Consider the following 18,532-nt stretch of genomic DNA (forward strand, 5'->3'; position numbering starts at 1 on the left):
CCGGCCGCGTTCAGTTCGCCGTGCGCCGGGCGGTGGGGAAGCGCCCGCCGGTGCGGAAGGACGCGAGGAAGGACAGCCGCCGGGTGGCCGGCCCGGCGTGCCCTTCCAGGCCGGGCACGGCAGGAGCCTCCACCATGAGCTGGTCCTCCTCGTCGACACCGGCCTCACCCCGGCCCAGGCCCTGAACGCCGCCACCGCGCTGCCCGCCCGGTACTCCGGTCCCGGCGACCGGGGATCGGGGACCGGTCGCCCCCGGACTGCGCGCCGACCTCGTCCTCATCGGCGGCGACCCCCTGACCGGCATCCACGCCACCCGCGACATCCGCCGGATCTGGTGTGCCGGCACCGCCCGGACCCCGGCCATTACCTGAAAGCCGTCCCGGTCCCCGTACGGCGTTCACGCGGAGTCCCGTACGACCAGTTCGGGGTCGAAGATGACGGACGTGGGCTCGGCCCGCTCTCTTCGGACGTGTTCGTCGAGGAGGCGGGCCATGTGCGCCGCCATGCGCTCGACCGGTTGGCGGATCGTGGTCAACGGGGGGTGACAGGCAGGCGCGATGCCGGAGTCGTCGAAGCCGATGACCGCGACGTCGTCGGGCACGCGCCTGCCGTGCTCCCGCAGCACCTGGCAGGCACCCTGGGCCATCAGGTCGTTGGCTGCGAACACGCCGTCCACGTCAGGCTGTTCGGCGAGGAGCCGCGTCATGGCGGTGACGCCGCTGTCGAAGGTGAAACCGCCTTCGACGACCGGCGTGTACGGGTGCCCGTTGCGGGCCAGCGTGTCGCGGAAACCGGCGAGCCGCTCCTGACTCGCGCCGACAGCGAGCGGCCCTGCCACGGTGGCCGGCCTGCGGCAGCCGCGTGCCAGCAGGTGTTCCGCCGCGAGCCGGCCGCCGTCCCGGTGGTCCAGGTCCACGTAGCTCAAGGGCACCGGGTGTGCCGGGCGGGCGAACAGCACGGTGGGCAGTTCCGCCTCGGCCAGGAGCGCGGGCAGCGGGTCGTGGGCGTGGGTGGAGACGACGAGCGCCCCGTCGGCGCGGCCCTGCCGCAGATAGGTGAGGACCTCGCGCCGGTCCTCGGCCGACTCGGCGAACATCAGTACCGGATGCATGGAGCGCGGGCGCAGGAAGCCGATGACGCCCGCGACCACCCGGCCGAAGAAGGGGTCCGCGAAGATCCGGGCCGCGAAGGCCTCCTGACTGTCGTCCGGCGCGTCCCCGGCCCCGGAGACCACCAGGGCGACGGTCTCGGCGCGCCGGGTCACCAGCGACCGGGCGGCCCGGTTGGGTGCGTAACCGGTCTGCTCGATGGCCCGGCACACGAGTTCCTGGATCGCGGGGTCGACATTGCGGACGCCGTTGACGACCCGGGAGACAGTCGCCCGGGACACCCCCGCCTCACGGGCGACATCCTCCAAGGTCGGAGCCTGTTTGCTCATGGCCGCACCCTAACGGCACGCCGGGCACACGGCATAGAGCGCTCTCCGGCAACCGGACGCCCGGTCTCCGTGGCATGGAGACCTCCTGAGGATGGAGGCATCGGACGGTGAGCAGCCACGGCGACGTGGACGGAACACGGTGGGCGCCAGTGGGGGAGAGCGCTCTCCCGTTCATGCAGTCTCAGGTCGGTGAGGCGGAGGTGTCAAGGCGTCCCGCTGGAGAGGATGAGACCCGCGACCCACGGGCCGGCGAAGCCAAGAGGTGGGCTGCTCGCGGGCGTTGAGATTCGCCGACGTCATGTGCCGCGGTTTGCCGTGAGGTCGACGGGACGTGAACGAAACCCTGTGGATTTACGTCATGACTCTTGACGGTGCGTTCAGGGGACTGAAGCATTCCCGGCGAGAGAGCGCTCCCCCACCCCCACATCGTTCAGATCTCGAACCAGGAGAGCCGCCCATGCCCCCTGCCTTCCCCGACTCCCCAGCCTCCGGCCGGTCTCCCGTCACGCGCCGTACCGTCATCGGTGCCGCCGCCGCGGCGGCGTCGGCCCCTTTCCTGACCGGCCCGGCCACTCCGGCCTCGGCGGCTCCCTCGGCCGTCCGGCCGGGCGCCCTGGCCGGCGGCGGCGACCTCGGCCCCAACGTCCTGGTCTTCGACCCCGCCACGCCCGGCATCCAGGCCAGACTCGACGAGGTCTTCCGGCAGCAGGAGTCGGCGCAGTTCAGCACCGGCCGCTACGCGCTGCTGTTCAAGCCCGGCACCTACACGGGACTCAACGCCCAGATCGGCTTCTACACCTCCATCGCCGGCCTCGGCCTGTCGCCCGATGACACGACCATCAACGGTGACATCACGGTCGACGCGGGGTGGGCCAACGGCAACGCCACGCAGAACTTCTGGCGTTCGGCCGAGAACCTGGCCCTCGTCCCGGCCAACGGCACCAACCGCTGGGCCGTCGCCCAGGCCGCTCCCTTCCGCCGGATACACGTGCGCGGCGGCCTCAACCTCGCCCCGGCCGGTTACGGCTGGGCCAGCGGCGGCTACATCGCCGACTGCCGCGTCGACGGCCAGGTCGGCCCCTACTCGCAGCAGCAGTGGTACACCCGGGACAGCGCGATCGGGGGCTGGGCCAACGCCGTGTGGAACATGGTGTTCTCCGGCGTCCAGGGCGCTCCGGCACAGAGCTTCCCCAACCCGCCGTACACCACCCTGGACACCACTCCCGTCTCCCGCGAGAAGCCGTTCCTGTATCTCAACGGCGGCGAGTACCGCGTCTTCCTGCCGGAGAAGCGCACCAATGCGCGCGGGGTCACCTGGGGCAGCGGCACGCCCAGGGGCACCTCGCTGTCGCTGTCGCAGTTCTATGTCGCCAAGCCGGGCGTGACCGCGGCCACCCTCAACCAGGCTCTGTCGCAGGGCCTTCACCTGCTGCTGACCCCGGGGATCTATCACGTCGACCAGCCGATCCAGGTCAACCGGGCCGGCACCGTGGTCCTGGGCCTGGGTTACGCGACGATCGTGCCGGACAACGGCGTCACGGCCCTGCGGGTCGCCGACGTGGACGGCGTACGGCTGGCGGGCTTCCTCATCGATGCCGGGCCGGTCAACTCCGCGACCCTGCTGGAGGTCGGCCCCACCGGCGCCTCCCGCGACCATGCGGCCAACCCGACCACCGTGCAGGACGTGTTCGTGCGCATCGGCGGGGCGGGCGCCGGCAAGGCCACCACCAGCATGGTCGTCAACAGCAGGAACACCATCGTCGACCACACCTGGGTCTGGCGCGCGGACCACGGCACCGGCGTCGGATGGGACACCAACCGCGCCGACTACGGCATCGTGGTCAACGGCGACGACGTCCTGTGCACGGGCCTGTTCGTCGAGCACTTCAACAAGTACGACGTGCAGTGGTACGGCCAGCGGGGCCGCACGATCTTCTTCCAGAACGAGAAGGCGTACGACGCCCCGAACCAGGCCGCGATCCAGAACGGTTCCGTGAAGGGCTACGCCGCCTACAAGGTCGGCGACAAGGTCACCGCCCACGAAGCCTGGGGGCTGGGCAGCTACTGCAACTACACGGCTGATCCGGGCATCGTGCAGCACCACGGCTTCGCCGCCCCGAACACCGCGGGCGTGAAGTTCCACGACCTGCTCGTGGTGTCCCTCGGCGGCCAGGGCCAGTACGAGCACGTCATCAACGAGACCGGGGCACCGACGTCCGGTACGTCGACCACGCCGTCCACGGTGCTGTCGTACCCCTGACCCGGGACCGGGCGGAACCGCACGGCGACGGGCCCGGCCTCCGTTCGGGTCAGGTCCGTCGCCGTCTCCGGCCCCTCGGGCCGGAGTGCGGACGTCAGCCGCAGTTGGTGCCGCTCTCGCCGAACCACACCCCGTCCAGCCGTCCGTACCAGTCGACGCACTGCCCCTTCGCGCCGAGGTACAGCGGGCCCGCGTACGACCGGTAGGTGCCGTTGTCGTAGTTGTCGTGGATCTCGTCCCCGCTGACGTTCAGATACAGCTCCATCGGCACCGGGTCACCGCTCACGTTGCGGACCATGACCAGGCAGTTCTTTCCGGTGGACGAGCTGTACGTCAGGTAGGCGGTGCCCTTGTTCCCCACCGGGGCGGAATTGACCACGGTGTAGCCGGAGCCGCAGGCGCCGTTGTAGGCGGCCCGGGCGACGGCGGAGGCGCCGGGAGCCGCGGCCAGGAGAGCGGCGGTGGCCGTCCCCGCCACCGCCACGGCGGCCAGGACGCGCCGGGCGCGGGACATGTGTGACATCGGTTCTTCCCCCATGAGTCGGTCGTCACGGTGAACGGCCTGACGGCCGCGTCCGCGGGGACGGACGGCACGGCCGCCGTTCCCCTCATGCATGACGACCGGTACGACCTGCCACCCTCACCGATGGTTGTGCCCTGCGGATGTCACGAATTCGTGGCGTCCGAGGCCGACTTGCCGAAACGGCAAACGAACTCGTCGTCTCGGCGCGGCCTTCCGCATCATGGACGATCGAGCCGTCGGAACGGCGGCAGAGGAGCCGCTTCGGGGGCGTGGCAGAGCGACGCTCCTGGAGGAGACGCATGGCGCAGCACGTCCGGGACAGCACACACCGGTCGGTCTCCTCGCCGGGGGGCCGTGTCCATCTCGTGGAGCAGGGGACCGGGCCGCTGGTGCTGCTCGTGCACGGCTTCCCGGAATCCTGGTACTCCTGGCGCCACCAGCTGCCGGCCCTCGCGGCGGCGGGACACCGCGCGGTCGCCGTCGACGTCCGCGGCTACGGCCGCTCCTCCAAGCCGGTCGCGACCGACGCCTACCGGATGGCCGAGCTCGTGGCGGACAACGTCGCGGTGGTGCACGCCCTGGGCGAGGAGTCGGCGGTGGTCGTCGGCCACGACTGGGGCGCGGCCATCGCCGCGAACTCCGCCCTGCTCAGGCCGGACGTCTTCCGCGCGGTGGGCCTCCTGAGCGTGCCCTACACCCCGCGCGGCGGCCCCCGCCCCAGTGACGTCTTCACCCGGATGGGCGGGGACGAGGAGTTCTACGTCTCGTACTTCCAGGAGCCGGGCCGCGCCGAGGCCGAGATCGAACCCGATGTGCGCGGCTGGCTCGCGGGTTTCTACGCGGCCCTGTCCGCCGACACCATGCCCGCACCCGGCGCTCCCGATCCGCACTTCGTCAGCAGGACCGGGACGCTGCGTGACCGGTTCCCCGTCGGCCGGCTGCCCGCCTGGCTCAGCGAGCGCGATCTCGATGTGTACGCCGGGGAGTTCGAACGCACCGGTATGACCGGAGCGCTCAACCGCTACCGGAACATGGACCGCGACTGGGAGGACCTCGCCGCCTTCGACGGTGCTCCCCTCACCCAGCCCTCGGTGTTCATGGGCGGCAGCCTGGACGCCTCCACGACCTGGCTGGCCGACGCGATCGAGGCGTACCCGGTCACTCTGCCGGGCCTGGTGTCCTCCCACCTCCTGGACGGCTGCGGCCACTGGATCCAGCAGGAACGCCCCGCCGAGGTGAACCGCATCCTGACCGACTGGCTCACCGCCCTGCCCGCCTGACGCACCCGCCCGCGCCGCCGCCCCGTGCTGCCGGAACACGAGAACATCCGCCCCCGGGATGTTCGGCCGCTGCCCGAGTCCTGCTGTCCGAGTCCTGCTGTCCGAGCCCTGCTGTTCGGGTGGCTCCGGGCCGGCCGCGCCGCCGGCATTGGTAGCGTCGGTCCGTGGATCAGTGGCCCGGTTCGGACGGCAGCAGCTACTTCTCCCCGTCCGCCCGAGCTGTCCGGGCGCTGCGGACCGGCTCGGCGGTGCTCGTGCTCGGCGTGGTGGCGCCCACGGCCGTCGTCGCGGGCCCCGAGGAACACGGCCCGGGGCGGTCCGCCGCCGCGCTGGTGCTCGCGGTGCTCCAGATCGCCGCGCTGTGGTGGGTGGTCCGCCGTCCACGGACCGTCCTCGCCGCCACCGCGCTGACCGGCGTCGGGCTCTGGCTGGTCCTTCCCGCGGTGAGCCTGACCGGTGCCCTGCTCGCGGCCCAGATCGCACTGAGCGTCCTGTCGTCGCAGTCACCGCCACGGGTGTCGCGGTGGTGGCTGCTCGGTCTGCTGGCGCTCACACCGGGCGCGTTCGTCGGCGGGGGAGCGCTGGGCCTGGCGGCGTACCTGCTGGCCGTCACGCTGGCCTGGACCGGTGGCCAGTGGCGCCGGGCCCAGCACGAGCGTCTTGTCGCGCAGACCCATCGGGCCGCGGCGGAGGAACGCGCCAGGATCGCCCGCGAGGTCCACGACGTGGTGGCGCACACCGTGTCCGTCATGGTGATCCAGGCGAGCGCCGCCGAGGACGTCTTCGAACGGGACCCGGAGCGGGCACGGCAGGCGCTGCGCGCCATCGACGGCGCCGGACGGTCCGCGCTGAGCGAGCTGCGTCTGCTCCTGCGCGCCGAACCGCCGCCCGACGGTGACGATGGGCGCATGCCGCCGCGCGGACTCACGGACCTGGAGGAACTGGCGTCGAACGCCCGCGCCTCCGGTCTCGTCGTGGACCTGAACCCGGGGGAGCGCACTTACGCCCCCGCCGCCGCGGTCGATCTCGCGGGATACCGCATCGTCCAGGAGGCGCTGACGAACACTCTGCGCCACGCCCGCGCCACCCGCGTGAGCATCCGCGTGCGCTACGACGCCTCGACCGTGCACCTCACCGTGACCGACGACGGGCGGCCCCCGGCCCGCGCGGTCCGGTCCCCCGGAGCCGGGCGCGGTCTCCTCGGCATGCGCGAGCGGGTGGCGCTCCTCGGCGGCACCCTGGACGCCGGGCCCGGGGCGGACGGCGGTTTCGAGGTGCGCGCCCAGCTGCCGATAGGCTGCGGACCGTGACGATCCGGGTGGTGGTGGCCGACGACCAGGCGCTGGTCAGGGGTGGCTTCCGCATGATCATCGATGCGCGCGACGATCTGGAGGTCGTCGGCGAGGCGACCGACGGACAGCACGCGGTGCGGCTGGTACGGCAGCTGCGCCCGGACGTCGTCCTGATGGATGTCCGGATGCCCGTGATGGACGGCATCGACGCCACCCGCGAGATCATCGCGTCGGGCAGTACGACCCGGGTCCTCGTCGTCACCACGTTCGACCTGGACGAGCATGTACTGACAGCGCTGCGCGCGGGCGCCAGCGGCTTCCTGCTGAAGGACATCCGGCCCGCCGAACTCGCCGAGGCCATCCGGGTCATCGCCCGCGGCGACGCGCTGCTCGCCCCCAGCGTGACGCGTCGCATGCTCGACCGGTTCGCGTCCACCGGCCCGGCCGAACGGCCGACGCCCGGAGCGCTGTCGGAACTCTCGGCACGCGAGCTGGAGGTCCTCGCCCTGATCGGGCAGGCCCTGTCGAACGCGGAGATCGCCCGGCACCTGAACCTGTCGGAGGCGACCGTCAAGAGCCACGTCTCGGCGGTGCTGCGCAAACTGGGGCTGCGGGACCGCGTGCAGGCCGCGGTCGCCGCCTACGACCACCGGATCGTGCGACCCCGCGACCTCTGACACCCGGCACCGCACAGGTCCACGGCGCTCATCCTCCAGGATGAGCGCCCGGCCCACTCATCCCTTGTGCCCAGGGACGTTCCACCCCCTGGACGGATCACTCGCGGCCGTGACCACCGTAGCGTCGACGTCATGACGCAGCCTCCGTACCGCACGACGCGGCCTCCGTCCCTTACCGCGCAGCCTCTGTACTGCCGGATGTACCTCACGGCCTACGACACCTCCGCCGATGGCCTCTACGACCGCACCAGGACCGGATTCCTGCTCCGCGCGGCCGTCCTGGCCGAACTGGCTGTCCGGGGGCACCTCGTCGACTCCGACGGCGACGCGCTGGTCGCGACGCCGGGGCCGGCCGGAGACCCGGTCCTCGACCTGATGCTCGACCACGTCGCGCGCGACCGGCGCGGCTGGGCCTCCTGGATCAGACGCGACCGCGAGCGGACGCTGCACGCGGTCGAGGACCGGCTCGTCGCCCAGGGCGTGCTGGCCGTCGAGGAGAAGAGGTCCTTCGGCCGGTCCCGGCGGGCGGTGACGGTCACGGACCCCTCGGCCGTCACCGCGCTCCGGGCCACGGTGACCGCTCTGCTGCACGGCACGGAGTCCGCCGCGCGGATCGCGCCCGCCGACGCCGCGCTGGTGGCCCTGGCCGCGGCCGGCGGCATCCGGCCCGTCGTCTCCCGCTCGGACGCCCGTGCCCGCAAGGACCGTATCGAGGAACTGACCGGACGTCTCGGCACCGTGGCTCCCGGCCCGGCCAAGGCGATCGGTGGCCTCCGCACGACACTGGTGGCCGCGCGGGGCGGGATGGGCGGAGGCTGACATGCGCTCTCTGGCGGGGTTTCTCACGAGCGCGCTGGCCGTGCTCGCCCCCCTGCCGGTCACGGCGGCACCGAACACGCCGGTGGTGGCGCACACCCAGGACGGCGCGGTACGCGGCAGTGCCCTTGACGGTTACCGGACCTTCGAAGGAATCCCGTACGCGGCGCCGCCGGTGGGCGCCCTGCGCTGGACCGCGCCCCGGCCGCCGACGCCCTGGACCGGAGTACGGGACGCGCGGCACGCGGCCCCCGCGTGCGCCCAGCCCGCCGGCGAGGTCCGCGGCGGCAGCACGGCCGAGGACTGTCTGTACCTCGACGTGACCGCACCGGACACCGCCACCTCCGCCCACCCCCAGCCGGTCGTCGTCTGGCTGCACGGCGGCGGCTTCACCACCGGGACCGGCAGCTCCTACGAGGCCCACCGGATGGCCGTACGCGGCAACGTCGTGGTCGTGACGGTCAACTACCGGCTCGGAGCACTGGGGTTCCTCGCCCGCCCGGGCCTCGCCGGTTCCGGCACGTTCGGCCTCGCCGACCAGCAGGCCGCGCTCCGCTACGTCCGGGCCGGGATCGCGGCCTTCGGCGGCGATCCCGGCAACGTCACCCTGGCGGGCCAGTCCGCGGGGGCCTACAGCGTCTGCGCCCAGCTCGCCTCGCCATCGGCAGCGGGACTCTTCCACCGGGCGGTCATCGAGAGCGGACCGTGCTCCGGGCGGCCCGAACAGCCCTTCGCGCCCTCCGCGTACCCACGCGCCACAGCCGAGGCAGCCGGCGCCGAACTCACGGCGGACGTGGGCTGCGCCGAGGCGGTGCACCCCCTCACCTGCCTGCGCGAGGTACCGCCCGCACAGCTGCTCGCGCACCAGGGGATCGACCAACACCCCGCCTACGGGACGCCGTTGCTGCCGCGGGATCCCGCCGCCGCACTCGCCACGGGAGACATGCGGCGGATGCCGGTCCTGCTCGGCAGCAACCACGACGAGGGGAACGTCTGGGCCGCCGGCATCATGCGCGCGGGCACCGTCGTCACGCCGGCGACCTGGCCGGACGTCGTCAGCAGCTACATCCCCGACCCGGCGCACACCGCTGAGGTCGTCCACGCCTACCCCGTCACCGCCGACAGCGCGGGGCCGGTGTTCGGCGCCGTCATCGGCGACTCGAACTACGCCTGCCCGACCGCGAGCACGGCCCGGCGGCTCGCCCGCCGGATGCCCGTGTGGCGTTACGAGTTCGCCGACCCGAACGCACCCCGCCCCACGACGACCGAACCGCCCTTCCCGCTCGGCGCCACCCACACCACGGAACTTCCGTACCTGTTCGACCTCGGCGGCAGACCCCGCGCCCTGACCGAACCCCAGAAGCGCCTGGCCGACACGATGATCGACTACTGGACACGCTTCGCCCGCTCGGGCGACCCCAACGGCAACGGCGCGCCCCGCTGGCCACGGAACGGCGTACAGACCCTGCTCCCGGACCACACCGGCCCGACCCGGCCGGACACGGACCACCACTGCGACATCTGGACGAACCGCCCCTGACGGCGCCGGACACTGATGCGGGCACCCTCGTGGACACCGGGTGGTCCCCGCGCGCAGGGGCGGCGGCGGTCAGCTCTGGGCGGTGGGTCGTACGACGATCTCAGCGCCACCTGGTACACGTACCTGGAGCAGGGACGGGGAGATCCGCGCCTCCGCACAAGTGCTCGACGCCCTCGCCGCGGCGCTGCGGCTCGACCGTCGCGAGCGCGCTCATCTTCTCCGGCTCGCCGGTCACGCGCCCGCGCCCGAAGCCGGTGAACGCGAGCCGCTGCCGGCCGGGGCGGGAGCCGTCCCGTCGTTGCTCCAGCCGCACCCGGCGTACATCATCGGCGGCAACTACGATGTCCTCGGCCACAACCAGGCGGCCGGCGAACTGTTTCCGAGGCTCATCACCGAGGCGGACCGGCCGGCCAACTTCGTCCGCTGGGTGTTCCTGGAACCGGTGGCCCGGGAGGTTCCGCTCGACTGGGAACCCGAGGCGCGGGGCCTGCTCGCCCGACTTCGGACGCTGGCCGCACGCCATCCCGGCGACCCGCGGTACACGCGCCTGATCGAAGAGCTGAACGAGGGCAGCCCGGAGGTGCGGGACTGGTGGCCCCGGTAGGAGGTGCAGGCCCGGCACAGCGGCCGCAAACGGCTGCGGCATCCGCAGCGGGGAGCGACCGCGTATGTGTACACCGCTTTTCACCTGGCCGAACAGCCGGAACAGACGCTGGTGGTCTACTTCGACAGCGCTGGACTGCCCGACGGGGCCTAGCCGTGACCGGCCCGCTTCTCTCAGGGGTGCGCGCGCCGGGCTGGTGCCGTGGCGGGCGGCGGTGCCGGCTCCGGCTCGGGCTCGGACAGATGTGCTGCCGCGCGGCGGGGGAGCAGCAGCGGGGTCGCCAGCAGGAGCACGCCGGCCAGGCCGATCGCCGTACGCGCGCCGAGCAGGCTGCCCAGCACGCCCCAGACAGCCGTCAGCAGCGCGGTCGAGGCCTTGGTCGTCACCGCCCAGGCGGACAGCGTGCGGGTGACCCGGTCGGTCGCGGTGCGCTCGAGGCGGTAGGTGGCGTACACGGGGTTGAAGACCCCGCAGCAGAAGATGAGCCCGAGTTCGACACCCACCACCAGCAGCAGTCCGCCGGTGCCCGGCCCCACGAAGGCCAGGCCGACGGGCCAGAGCGCGCGCAGCCACCCCGTCATGACCATGACCCGGTGCTGCCCGAACCGGGAGGCGAGCGGCCGGGCCAGCCGTGAACCGAGCAGCCCGCCGATCGAGGGCGCGGCGAAGGCGAGGCCGTACTGCCACGGTGTGAACCCGAGCCGGCCGAGCATCAGGACGGCCAGCAGCGGCTGGGTGGCCATCAGCAGGCCGTTGAACAAGGCGGTGTTGAAGAACAGTGGACGCAGCGTCGCGTCCGTGAGGATGTACCGCCAGCCGTCGAGCAGGTCCCCGGCCCGCATGCGCGTGCCCGCCGGGCGCTCGGGCGGTGGCTCGTGGCCGCCCGTCGCGCGGATGCCCAGGGCCGAGAGCAGGTAGCTGACGGCGTCGGCCACCACCGTCGCCACCGGACCGAGGAGCCCGATCACCGCGCCGCCCAGCGGCGGTCCGATGATCGTGGTCGTCCAGGCCGTGGATTCGAAGCGGGCATTGGCGACGAGCAGGTCCTCGGCGGGCAGCAGCGTCTTCAGGTACGCACCGGAGGCGGCACGGAAGGTGATGTCGGCCGCCGCGACGACGACCGACACCAGCAGGAGCTGGAGGAAGGTGAGCACGCCGAGCGCGTACGCGGCGGGGATGGTCAGCAGCGCCGCGAACCGCACCAGGTCCATCGCGATGAGCACCGGCCGCTTGCGGCGGAACTCCACCCACGGGCCGAGCGGCACCGCCACGGCCGCGCCCACCGCGGCCGCCACGGAGGAGAGCGCGGCCACCTCGGCCGGTCCGGAGTGCAGCACCCGGATGGCGATCAGCGGGAACGCGCCGAAGGCGAGCCATGTGCCGAGCGCGCTGGTCCCGTACGCTCCCCAGAGCCACCCGAACCGCCGCCCCAGCCGATGTCCCGTCCGGTGCCCGCTTCTCATGCCCGACGCCCTTCGCCCTCACCCGCCACAACCGTTTCGCGACCGAAAGCATCAAAGCGAGCGCCGTACCTCGGGATCAAACAACCACAGAGCCGTCGCCCACAACCAATGGTTGTGGCTCTAGGGTGTCGGCATGGACCTCGACACCGTCCGCACCTTCGTCGCCGTGGCCGAGGCGGGGCAGTTCCAGGAGGCCGCCGCCGAGCTGGCGGTCACCCAGCAGGCCGTCTCCAAGCGCATCGCCGCGCTGGAGCGCAACCTCGGAGTACGGCTGTTCACCCGCACCCCGCGCGGCGCCGAGCTCACCATCGACGGGCAGGCGTTCCTGCCCCACGCGCGCGAGCTGCTGCGCGTCGCCGAGCGCGCGGCCGGGTCCGTGCGCGCCGGCCGCCGTCCGCTGCGCGTCGACGTGATCGCCTCACGCGTTGCCGCGTCGGGCCTGATGCGGGGCTTCCACCGTGCCCACCCCGACATCGACCTCGACGTGGTGATGCTGTTCGACATCGAGACGGCCGTCGCCGCCATCCGCTCCGGCGCGATCGACGCCTCCTTCCGCGCCGTCGCCGTGCCCGGCCGGCCCCTCCCCGAGGACATCGAGTCCGTCCGGGTGCTCGACGAGCCGCTCCAGCTCCTCACCGGCCCCGCCCACGCGCTGGCGGGCGCCCGGTCGGTGACCGTCGCCCAGCTCGCCGGGCACCGCATCTGGATGCCCGGCATCGTCCCCGGCACCGAATGGGCGGCCTACTACGACGACCTCGTCGCCGAGTTCGGCCTCACCATCGAGGCGACCGGCCCCAACTTCGGCTCCGACGCGCTCCTCGACACCGTCGCCGACACCCCGGCCCTGGCCACCTTCATGGGCGAGCAGACCCGACTCGTCTGGCCCGCCGGCCACGGCCTGCGCCGCATCCCGGTGACCGACCCGACACCCGTCTACCCGCACTCGCTCCTCTGGCACCGCGACAACCCCCACCCGGCACTGGCCACCCTCCGCGCCCACCTCGCCACCACGGCGACCGACCACGGCGCCACCGGGACCTGGACCCCTAGCTGGGTACTCCCACGCTGAACGCGCCTTTCCCGTACGGGGCGTGGCCGATCCTGGTCTCCCGGCCGGGGGGCTGCACCGGGCACGCCTCCGGCGGCCCGAACCGCTCGGTGCCGGGCCGGACCACCTAGGCGCCGACACCGCTGTGCGGCATGACGAACAGCCGGGCGTCCGCGTGGGCCGGGTCCTGGAAGACGGTCTCCGGTAAGGCCGGGCCGCGGGTTCCGAACAGAACCCGAGTGTCCACCGGCGCCACCGCGACGGACAGCGCCACCGCGACGGCTCACGTCACCGCGATGAACTGCCCACACTCTTGACGTGAACCTGATTGTCGCTCTACGTTCCCCGGGAGCACGCGCCCCGCTCCGGCATCTCCGACCGCTCCGCCGTGCGCAGAACCCACCGTCTCCTCCGTCCCGGCACCAAGCTCGCGCATCGGTGGACAACGTTGTCAGAGGTGCTTCGCACGGTCCTGTCCCGCACGCTGCCTGCCGGTCTCCGGCACCAGGCGGACACGAGCACAAGGAGCACGACGGACATGAGACTCACCCCCCGCCCACCCGCGGCCCTGGCCACCGGGCTGCTGGCGGCGACCACTCTCGCGGCGACGGTTCTCGTCGCGCCCATGGCTGCGGCGGCCCCCGCCTCCGCGACCCTGGTGACCGCCCCCGCCACTCTCGTCAACCCCTTCATCGGGACGTCGAACGAGGCCAACGACTTCCCCGGTGCCGACGTCCCGTTCGGCATGGTGCAGTGGAGCCCGGACACCCCGTCGCGGCCCCCGGGCGGCGGTTACGAGTACAACGACAAGTCGATCACCGGCTTCAGTCTCACCCACATCGCGGGGCCGGGCTGCGGCGCCGCCGGGGACGTTCCGGTGCTCCCGACCGTCGGCGCGGTCAGCACCTCGTCGACCGACAGCTTCTCGCACGCCAACGAGAGTGCCACCGCCGGCTCTTACAAGGTGTCGACGGACAACCAGGTCACCACCGAGCTGACCGCCACCAAACGCAGCGGCATGGCGCGCTTCACGTTCCCCTCGACCACGCAGGCCAACCTGGTCTTCAAACTCACCGGCAGCCAGAACGGCGCCAGCAACACCCAGTTCACCGTCGTCTCACCCACCGAGGTCAGCGGACAGGTCACCAGCGGCCGCTTCTGCGGGGCGGGAAACACCTACACCGTCTACTTCGACATGGTCTTCGACCAACCGTTCAAGACCAGCGGCGCTCCCACCGCGACGTCCACGCTACGCCGGCCATCCGTCCACGGTGCCGGTCCGCACACCCCGGAGAAGCCCAACAAGCCGGTGCTGCACGGCAAGCCGGCCACCGCCCCCGGCCGAATCCGGTCCGGAGCCGCCGCGGAGACCCCCCGGGCCGCCGCTCAGAACGGCTACGTGACGTTCGACGCGACCGCTCACCCGACCGTGCAGGCGAAGGTCGGCATCAGCTACGTCTCCGTCGCCAACGCCACCGCCAACCGCACCGCGGAGAACGCGGGCTGGGACTTCGACGCCACCCGCGGTGCCGCCCAGAACGCGTGGAACACCGAACTGGGCAGGATCCAGATCGCCGGCGGGACCGCGGTTCACCAGCAGATGTTCTACACGGCGCTGTACCATTCCCTGCTCCACCCGAACATCGTCAGCGACACCAACGGGCAGTACTCGGGGTTCGACGGCCGGACGCACACCGTCGACTCCGGTCATCAGGCCGTCTACGGCAACTATTCCGGCTGGGACATCTACCGGTCCCAGGCGCAACTCGAGGCGCTTGTCGACCCGAGAGCGGCCTCCGACACAGCGCAGTCGATGCTCGACGACTACCGCCAGACCGGCGTCTTCCCCAAATGGTCGGAGTACAACGGCGAGTCCTACGTGATGGTCGGTGACCCGGCAGCCGCCATCATCGCCGACTACTACGCCTTCGGCGCCCGCCAGTTCGACACCGCCGAGACGCTCAAGGGGCTGGTCGCCCAGGCGTCGCAGACCAACAACGACCGGCCCGGCCTGAACTACCTGAACACTCCCGGCTGGCTGCCGCACGACGGCAGCTACGGCTGCTGCAACTTCTACGGGCCGGCCGCCACCACCCTGGAGTACAACACCGCTGACTTCGCCCTCTCCGCTCTGGCCGGCGCCCTCGGTGACAGCGCCGATCAGAAGACGTACGCCGCCCGGGCACAGGACTGGCGCAACGTCCTCAATCCCGCTTCCGGCTTCGTCGAGCCGCGCAATGCCAACGGCTCGTGGACCGGTGGATTCGATCCCACAAGTGGCACGGACATGGTCGAAGGCGACTCATGGATCTACACGGGCATGATCCCGTTCAACGTCGCCGGACTCGCCCGGGCCAAGGGCGGCAACACCACCATGAACCACTATCTCGACACCGTGCTGCGCAGCTTCACCGGCGACAAGGGGTACGCCTGGGTGGGCAACGAGCCCAGCATCGAACTGCCGTGGGAGTACGACTACACCGGAGCGCCGTACAAGACGCAGGGCGCGGTCCGTGCGATCCAGAACCAGATCTGGTCCAACACCCCCGGTGGCCTCGCCGACGGCAACGACGACCTCGGCGCCATGAGCGCCTGGTACGTGTGGTCCGCGCTCGGCATGTTCCCGCAGACCCCGGGCACGGCCGACCTCGCTCTCGGCTCCCCGGTCTTCCCGCAGGCCGTCGTGACCCTGCCCTCCGGCAAGACGCTGACCGTCAACGGGAACGGTGCCGCCGATGACGCGCCGTACGTCCAGTCCGCGTCCTGGAACGCGGACGCCTGGAACAACGCCTACGCCCCCACCGCGGCCCTCACCTCGGGCGGCACCCTCACCTACACGCTCGGCACCGCCCCGAACACCGGCTGGGCCTCCGGCGGCGCCGCCGCTCCGCCCTCGTACGCCGGTGGCGTCGCGGCCCCGTCGGCACCCCGCGTCGGCCCGGTCGTTTCCGGCGTCGCAGGCAGCACCGAGAGGCTCTGCCTCGACGTCGCCGACTCGGGTACCGGGGACGGCGCGCACATCCAGACCTGGGGATGCAACCAGACCTACGCCCAGGACGTGACGGTCGCCGCGGACAACACACTCCGCGTGCTCGGCAAGTGTGTGGACGTCAGCAACAGCGGCACCGCCGACGGCACACCGGTCCAGCTCTATCGCTGCAACGGCACGGGCGCACAGCAGTGGAAGCAGGGCACCAGCGGTTCGTTCGTGAACCCCGGTTCCGGCAAGTGCCTGGACGTCCCCGACTCCTCCACCGCCACCGGTACTCGACTTCAGATCTACACCTGCAACGGCACGGGCGCCCAGAACTGGACACTGCCGGCCGCCGCGGCGGCAGCCGGAAGCCGGACCGCACCAGCCGCGCAGGCACCCGCCGTGCGGCACTGACCGACCACCTGCGGGTCCGTCCGGTACACCCACCGGGCGGACCCGCCGTCCGTGCAGCACGGCCCCGGCCACCGAGGCGTAGGTCGCGGGGCGGGCCGGCGTCGCGCCTGGTCAGCACGGCCACCGGACCGAGGAACAGCAGCAGCGGCGCGAGGCAGCGACGGGAAAACGGCAGCACCGTGAACAGGTAGCGGACCAGGCCGATCACAGGGCGGCCCTCCTCGCACCGGACCGGTGATCGTGTTCACCCACCGTCCTGGTGAGGCCCGCCACCGACCACCGGTGCTGCAACACCGTCAGCAGTACGGCGTCCGAGTGCTCCCACCGACAGGTTCGGAAGAGAACGGAAGCGATATCGCCGGGATCGACCAATCCGTCGGCTTCTCAGGATCGGATTCCCTGTGTGACAGACCATGAGGGGCACGGTGGCACCTGCCGCACGCACGCCGCCCTGCGGAAAAGGCGGCTAGTCAGGCGCCACAGCGTGCTGCGGGCCGGGGGAGTCTGCGGTGCCGGCATCCCGGTCATGCTGTCGTGAACAACTCTCCGCAGGTGGGCGGACGACGGTGGGCGGAGTCGCTCATAGAGGGACGGAATTGGTGGAAGAGCCTGTGTTCATCGGCCGCGTTCGCGCGCGGCAACCCGATCTGCAAGCGCTGATGGAGTCGGTTGCCTGCGGAGACAGCGACGCCTTCGCGGCGCTGTACGACGCTGTCGCAGCTCCCGTGCTGGGCGTGGTGCGTGCGGTGCTGTGCGACGTGGCCCAGTCCGAGGAGGTCGCCCAGGAAGTCCTGGTGGAGGTGTGGCGCACCGCGCCCCGGTACCGGTCCGATCGCGGCAGTGTCATGAACTGGGTTCTCACGCTTGCCCACCGGCGCGCCATCGACCGGGTCCGTTCGGCGGAGGCGTCCGCGGTGAGGGATCACAAGGCCGCGCTGCTGGACCAGGTGCCCGAGTACGACGAGGTGAGCGAGCAGGTCGAGCACCGTCTGGAGCGTGAGCAGGTCCGCCGTTGCCTACGGACACTCACGGAGTTGCAGCGCCAGTCCGTGACTCTCGCCTACTACCGGGGGCTCACCTACCGCGAGGTGGCAGCCCAGTTGTCCGTTCCTCTGGGGACGGTCAAGACTCGCCTGCGCGACGGACTGATCCGGTTGCGTGACTGCCTGGGAGTGAGCGCGTGACCACCGATGCCGATCTGCACACCCTGACGGGTGCCTACGCCCTGCACGCGCTGTCCGACGAGGAAGGCGTGCTGTTCGCGCGACACCTCAACGCCTGCCGGTCCTGCACCGAGGAGGTAGCGGAATTCACCGCTACGGCCGCGAAGCTCGCGGCGGCAGTGGCAATCACTCCTCGCCCCGCAATGAGGCAGCACGTCCTCCAGCGCGTGACCACCGTCCGGCAGATCGCCCCGCACGTCCGCGCGGCCAGACCGGCCGGCTCGCTTCGCCGACGGCTTCCCCGGCTGGTACTGGCCGCCTGCCTGGCAGCCGCGATGGGCCTCGGCGGCATCGCTGTACGGGAACACGGCCGCGCCGAGAACGCCGCTGCCGAGGCAAGGCGGGCCCATCAGCAGGCGGACGAGCTGGTCACCGTCCTGGGCGCGCCCGACGCCGTCTCGCGCCGCGTCCGTCTCGACGGTGCGGCCAGGGCCACGGTCGTCGTCTCAGCCGCTCGGGACAAGGCCGTCCTGCTGGCCGCCGGCATGGCCGCCCCACCCCGGGGCAAGGTCTACCAACTGTGGTTCGCCGTGGACGGCACGATGCGGTCCGCGGGCCTGATGAACGTGCACCGCACCGACCAGGCCGTCGTGCTGGCCGGCTCGGCGAACGCGGCCTCGGCTGTGGGCATCACTGTGGAACCCGCCGGAGGATCCCCCAGCCCCACCGCCGCGCCCCTCGCCCTGGTCGCCCTGCCGGCATGACCGACCCGCTCGGACAGGCGCCGCGCTCTCCGGGAAACGCTGGCCGACCCGCTCGGACAGGCTCCACGCTGTCCGGGAGACGCTGACCCACCTGCTGTAGCCGTCAGCTTCGGCGTGCGGTCGCGGAGCCCGACACCGCGCGAAAGCGCGCCACGTGTCCAGAAGCGGGACACTCCCGTTTCCGGGGGGGTGCCTCTATGTCTTTCGTCAAGCGGTCTGTGGGGTTTTGGGTTCGTAGAAGGTTCCGTCGCGGAGCATGGCGAACAGGACGCTGAT

The 18,532-nt window shown here is 71.9% G+C and carries 14 protein-coding genes and 2 pseudogenes; 12 read left to right on the forward strand and 4 right to left on the reverse strand.

Going from position 1 to position 18,532, the window contains the following annotated elements; all coding sequences use genetic code 11:
- Positions 1-10 precede the first annotated feature (10 nt).
- Entirely contained in the window at positions 11-136 is a 126-nt protein-coding gene (locus AB0F03_RS34825) for a hypothetical protein (protein WP_361999734.1), read from the reverse strand.
- Between AB0F03_RS34825 and AB0F03_RS34830 the strand changes: the two are divergent.
- Positions 116-371, forward strand: a pseudogene (locus AB0F03_RS34830) (amidohydrolase); the annotation flags it as partial. The gene AB0F03_RS34825 and the pseudogene AB0F03_RS34830 overlap by 21 nt on opposite strands.
- Positions 372-397: 26 nt before the next feature.
- Here AB0F03_RS34830 and AB0F03_RS34835 read toward each other — a convergent pair.
- Positions 398-1,438: a LacI family DNA-binding transcriptional regulator gene (locus AB0F03_RS34835; protein WP_361999694.1), complete on the reverse strand. Its 1,041-nt coding sequence runs from the start codon at positions 1,436-1,438 to the stop codon at positions 398-400.
- 457 nt (positions 1,439-1,895) lie between these two features.
- On the opposite strand from AB0F03_RS34835, the gene AB0F03_RS34840 reads away from it, so the two are divergent.
- Positions 1,896-3,698 carry a coagulation factor 5/8 type domain-containing protein gene (locus AB0F03_RS34840; RefSeq protein WP_361999698.1) on the forward strand — a complete coding sequence of 601 codons (1,803 nt, stop codon included), beginning with the start codon at positions 1,896-1,898 and terminating at the stop codon, positions 3,696-3,698.
- Between the two features lie 94 nt (positions 3,699-3,792).
- Here the strand turns inward: AB0F03_RS34840 and AB0F03_RS34845 are convergent, their stop codons facing one another.
- Positions 3,793-4,221 carry a spore-associated protein A gene (locus AB0F03_RS34845; RefSeq protein WP_361999701.1) on the reverse strand — a complete coding sequence of 143 codons (429 nt, stop codon included), beginning with the start codon at positions 4,219-4,221 and terminating at the stop codon, positions 3,793-3,795.
- A 299-nt stretch (positions 4,222-4,520) separates the two neighbouring features.
- On the opposite strand from AB0F03_RS34845, the gene AB0F03_RS34850 reads away from it, so the two are divergent.
- The 6 genes and pseudogenes from AB0F03_RS34850 to AB0F03_RS34875 all read left to right on the forward strand — a co-directional run bounded on the left by AB0F03_RS34850 (position 4,521) and on the right by AB0F03_RS34875 (position 10,583).
- Positions 4,521-5,501, forward strand: coding sequence for an alpha/beta hydrolase (locus AB0F03_RS34850; protein ID WP_361999704.1), 981 nt, complete (start codon positions 4,521-4,523; stop codon positions 5,499-5,501).
- Positions 5,502-5,665: 164 nt separating this feature from the next.
- Positions 5,666-6,811: a histidine kinase gene (locus AB0F03_RS34855; RefSeq protein ID WP_361999706.1), complete on the forward strand. Its 1,146-nt coding sequence runs from the start codon at positions 5,666-5,668 to the stop codon at positions 6,809-6,811.
- Positions 6,808-7,470, forward strand: a complete 663-nt coding sequence (locus AB0F03_RS34860) for a response regulator transcription factor (RefSeq protein ID WP_361999709.1) — start codon at positions 6,808-6,810, stop codon at positions 7,468-7,470. The genes AB0F03_RS34855 and AB0F03_RS34860 overlap by 4 nt, the downstream gene beginning before the upstream one ends.
- Positions 7,471-7,602: 132 nt before the next feature.
- A complete protein-coding gene (locus AB0F03_RS34865; protein ID WP_361999712.1) occupies positions 7,603-8,289 on the forward strand; it encodes a GPP34 family phosphoprotein in 687 nt (228 codons plus the stop codon).
- 1 nt (position 8,290) lies between these two features.
- Positions 8,291-9,826, forward strand: a complete 1,536-nt coding sequence (locus tag AB0F03_RS34870; RefSeq protein ID WP_361999715.1) for a carboxylesterase family protein — start codon at positions 8,291-8,293, stop codon at positions 9,824-9,826.
- Positions 9,827-9,901: 75 nt separating this feature from the next.
- A pseudogene (locus AB0F03_RS34875) lies at positions 9,902-10,583 on the forward strand (helix-turn-helix domain-containing protein).
- A 20-nt stretch (positions 10,584-10,603) separates the two neighbouring features.
- Here AB0F03_RS34875 and AB0F03_RS34880 read toward each other — a convergent pair.
- Positions 10,604-11,893, reverse strand: a complete 1,290-nt coding sequence (locus AB0F03_RS34880) for an MFS transporter (RefSeq protein ID WP_361999717.1) — start codon at positions 11,891-11,893, stop codon at positions 10,604-10,606.
- A 133-nt stretch (positions 11,894-12,026) separates the two neighbouring features.
- Between AB0F03_RS34880 and AB0F03_RS34885 the strand changes: the two genes are divergently transcribed.
- From AB0F03_RS34885 to AB0F03_RS34900, 4 genes are all read left to right on the forward strand, one after another.
- Positions 12,027-12,962: a LysR family transcriptional regulator gene (locus AB0F03_RS34885; RefSeq protein WP_361999720.1), complete on the forward strand. Its 936-nt coding sequence runs from the start codon at positions 12,027-12,029 to the stop codon at positions 12,960-12,962.
- A 517-nt stretch (positions 12,963-13,479) separates the two neighbouring features.
- A complete protein-coding gene (locus AB0F03_RS34890; protein WP_361999722.1) occupies positions 13,480-16,329 on the forward strand; it encodes a lectin in 2,850 nt (949 codons plus the stop codon).
- A gap of 599 nt (positions 16,330-16,928) precedes the next feature.
- Positions 16,929-17,513, forward strand: a complete 585-nt coding sequence (locus AB0F03_RS34895; RefSeq protein WP_361999725.1) for a sigma-70 family RNA polymerase sigma factor — start codon at positions 16,929-16,931, stop codon at positions 17,511-17,513.
- Positions 17,510-18,256, forward strand: coding sequence for an anti-sigma factor (locus tag AB0F03_RS34900; RefSeq protein ID WP_361999728.1), 747 nt, complete (start codon positions 17,510-17,512; stop codon positions 18,254-18,256). The genes AB0F03_RS34895 and AB0F03_RS34900 overlap by 4 nt, the downstream gene beginning before the upstream one ends.
- Positions 18,257-18,532: the final 276 nt, after the last annotated feature.

Origin of the sequence: Streptomyces sp. NPDC028722 (genome assembly GCF_040637655.1) — a bacterium.
Lineage (GTDB): Bacteria > Actinomycetota > Actinomycetes > Streptomycetales > Streptomycetaceae > Streptomyces.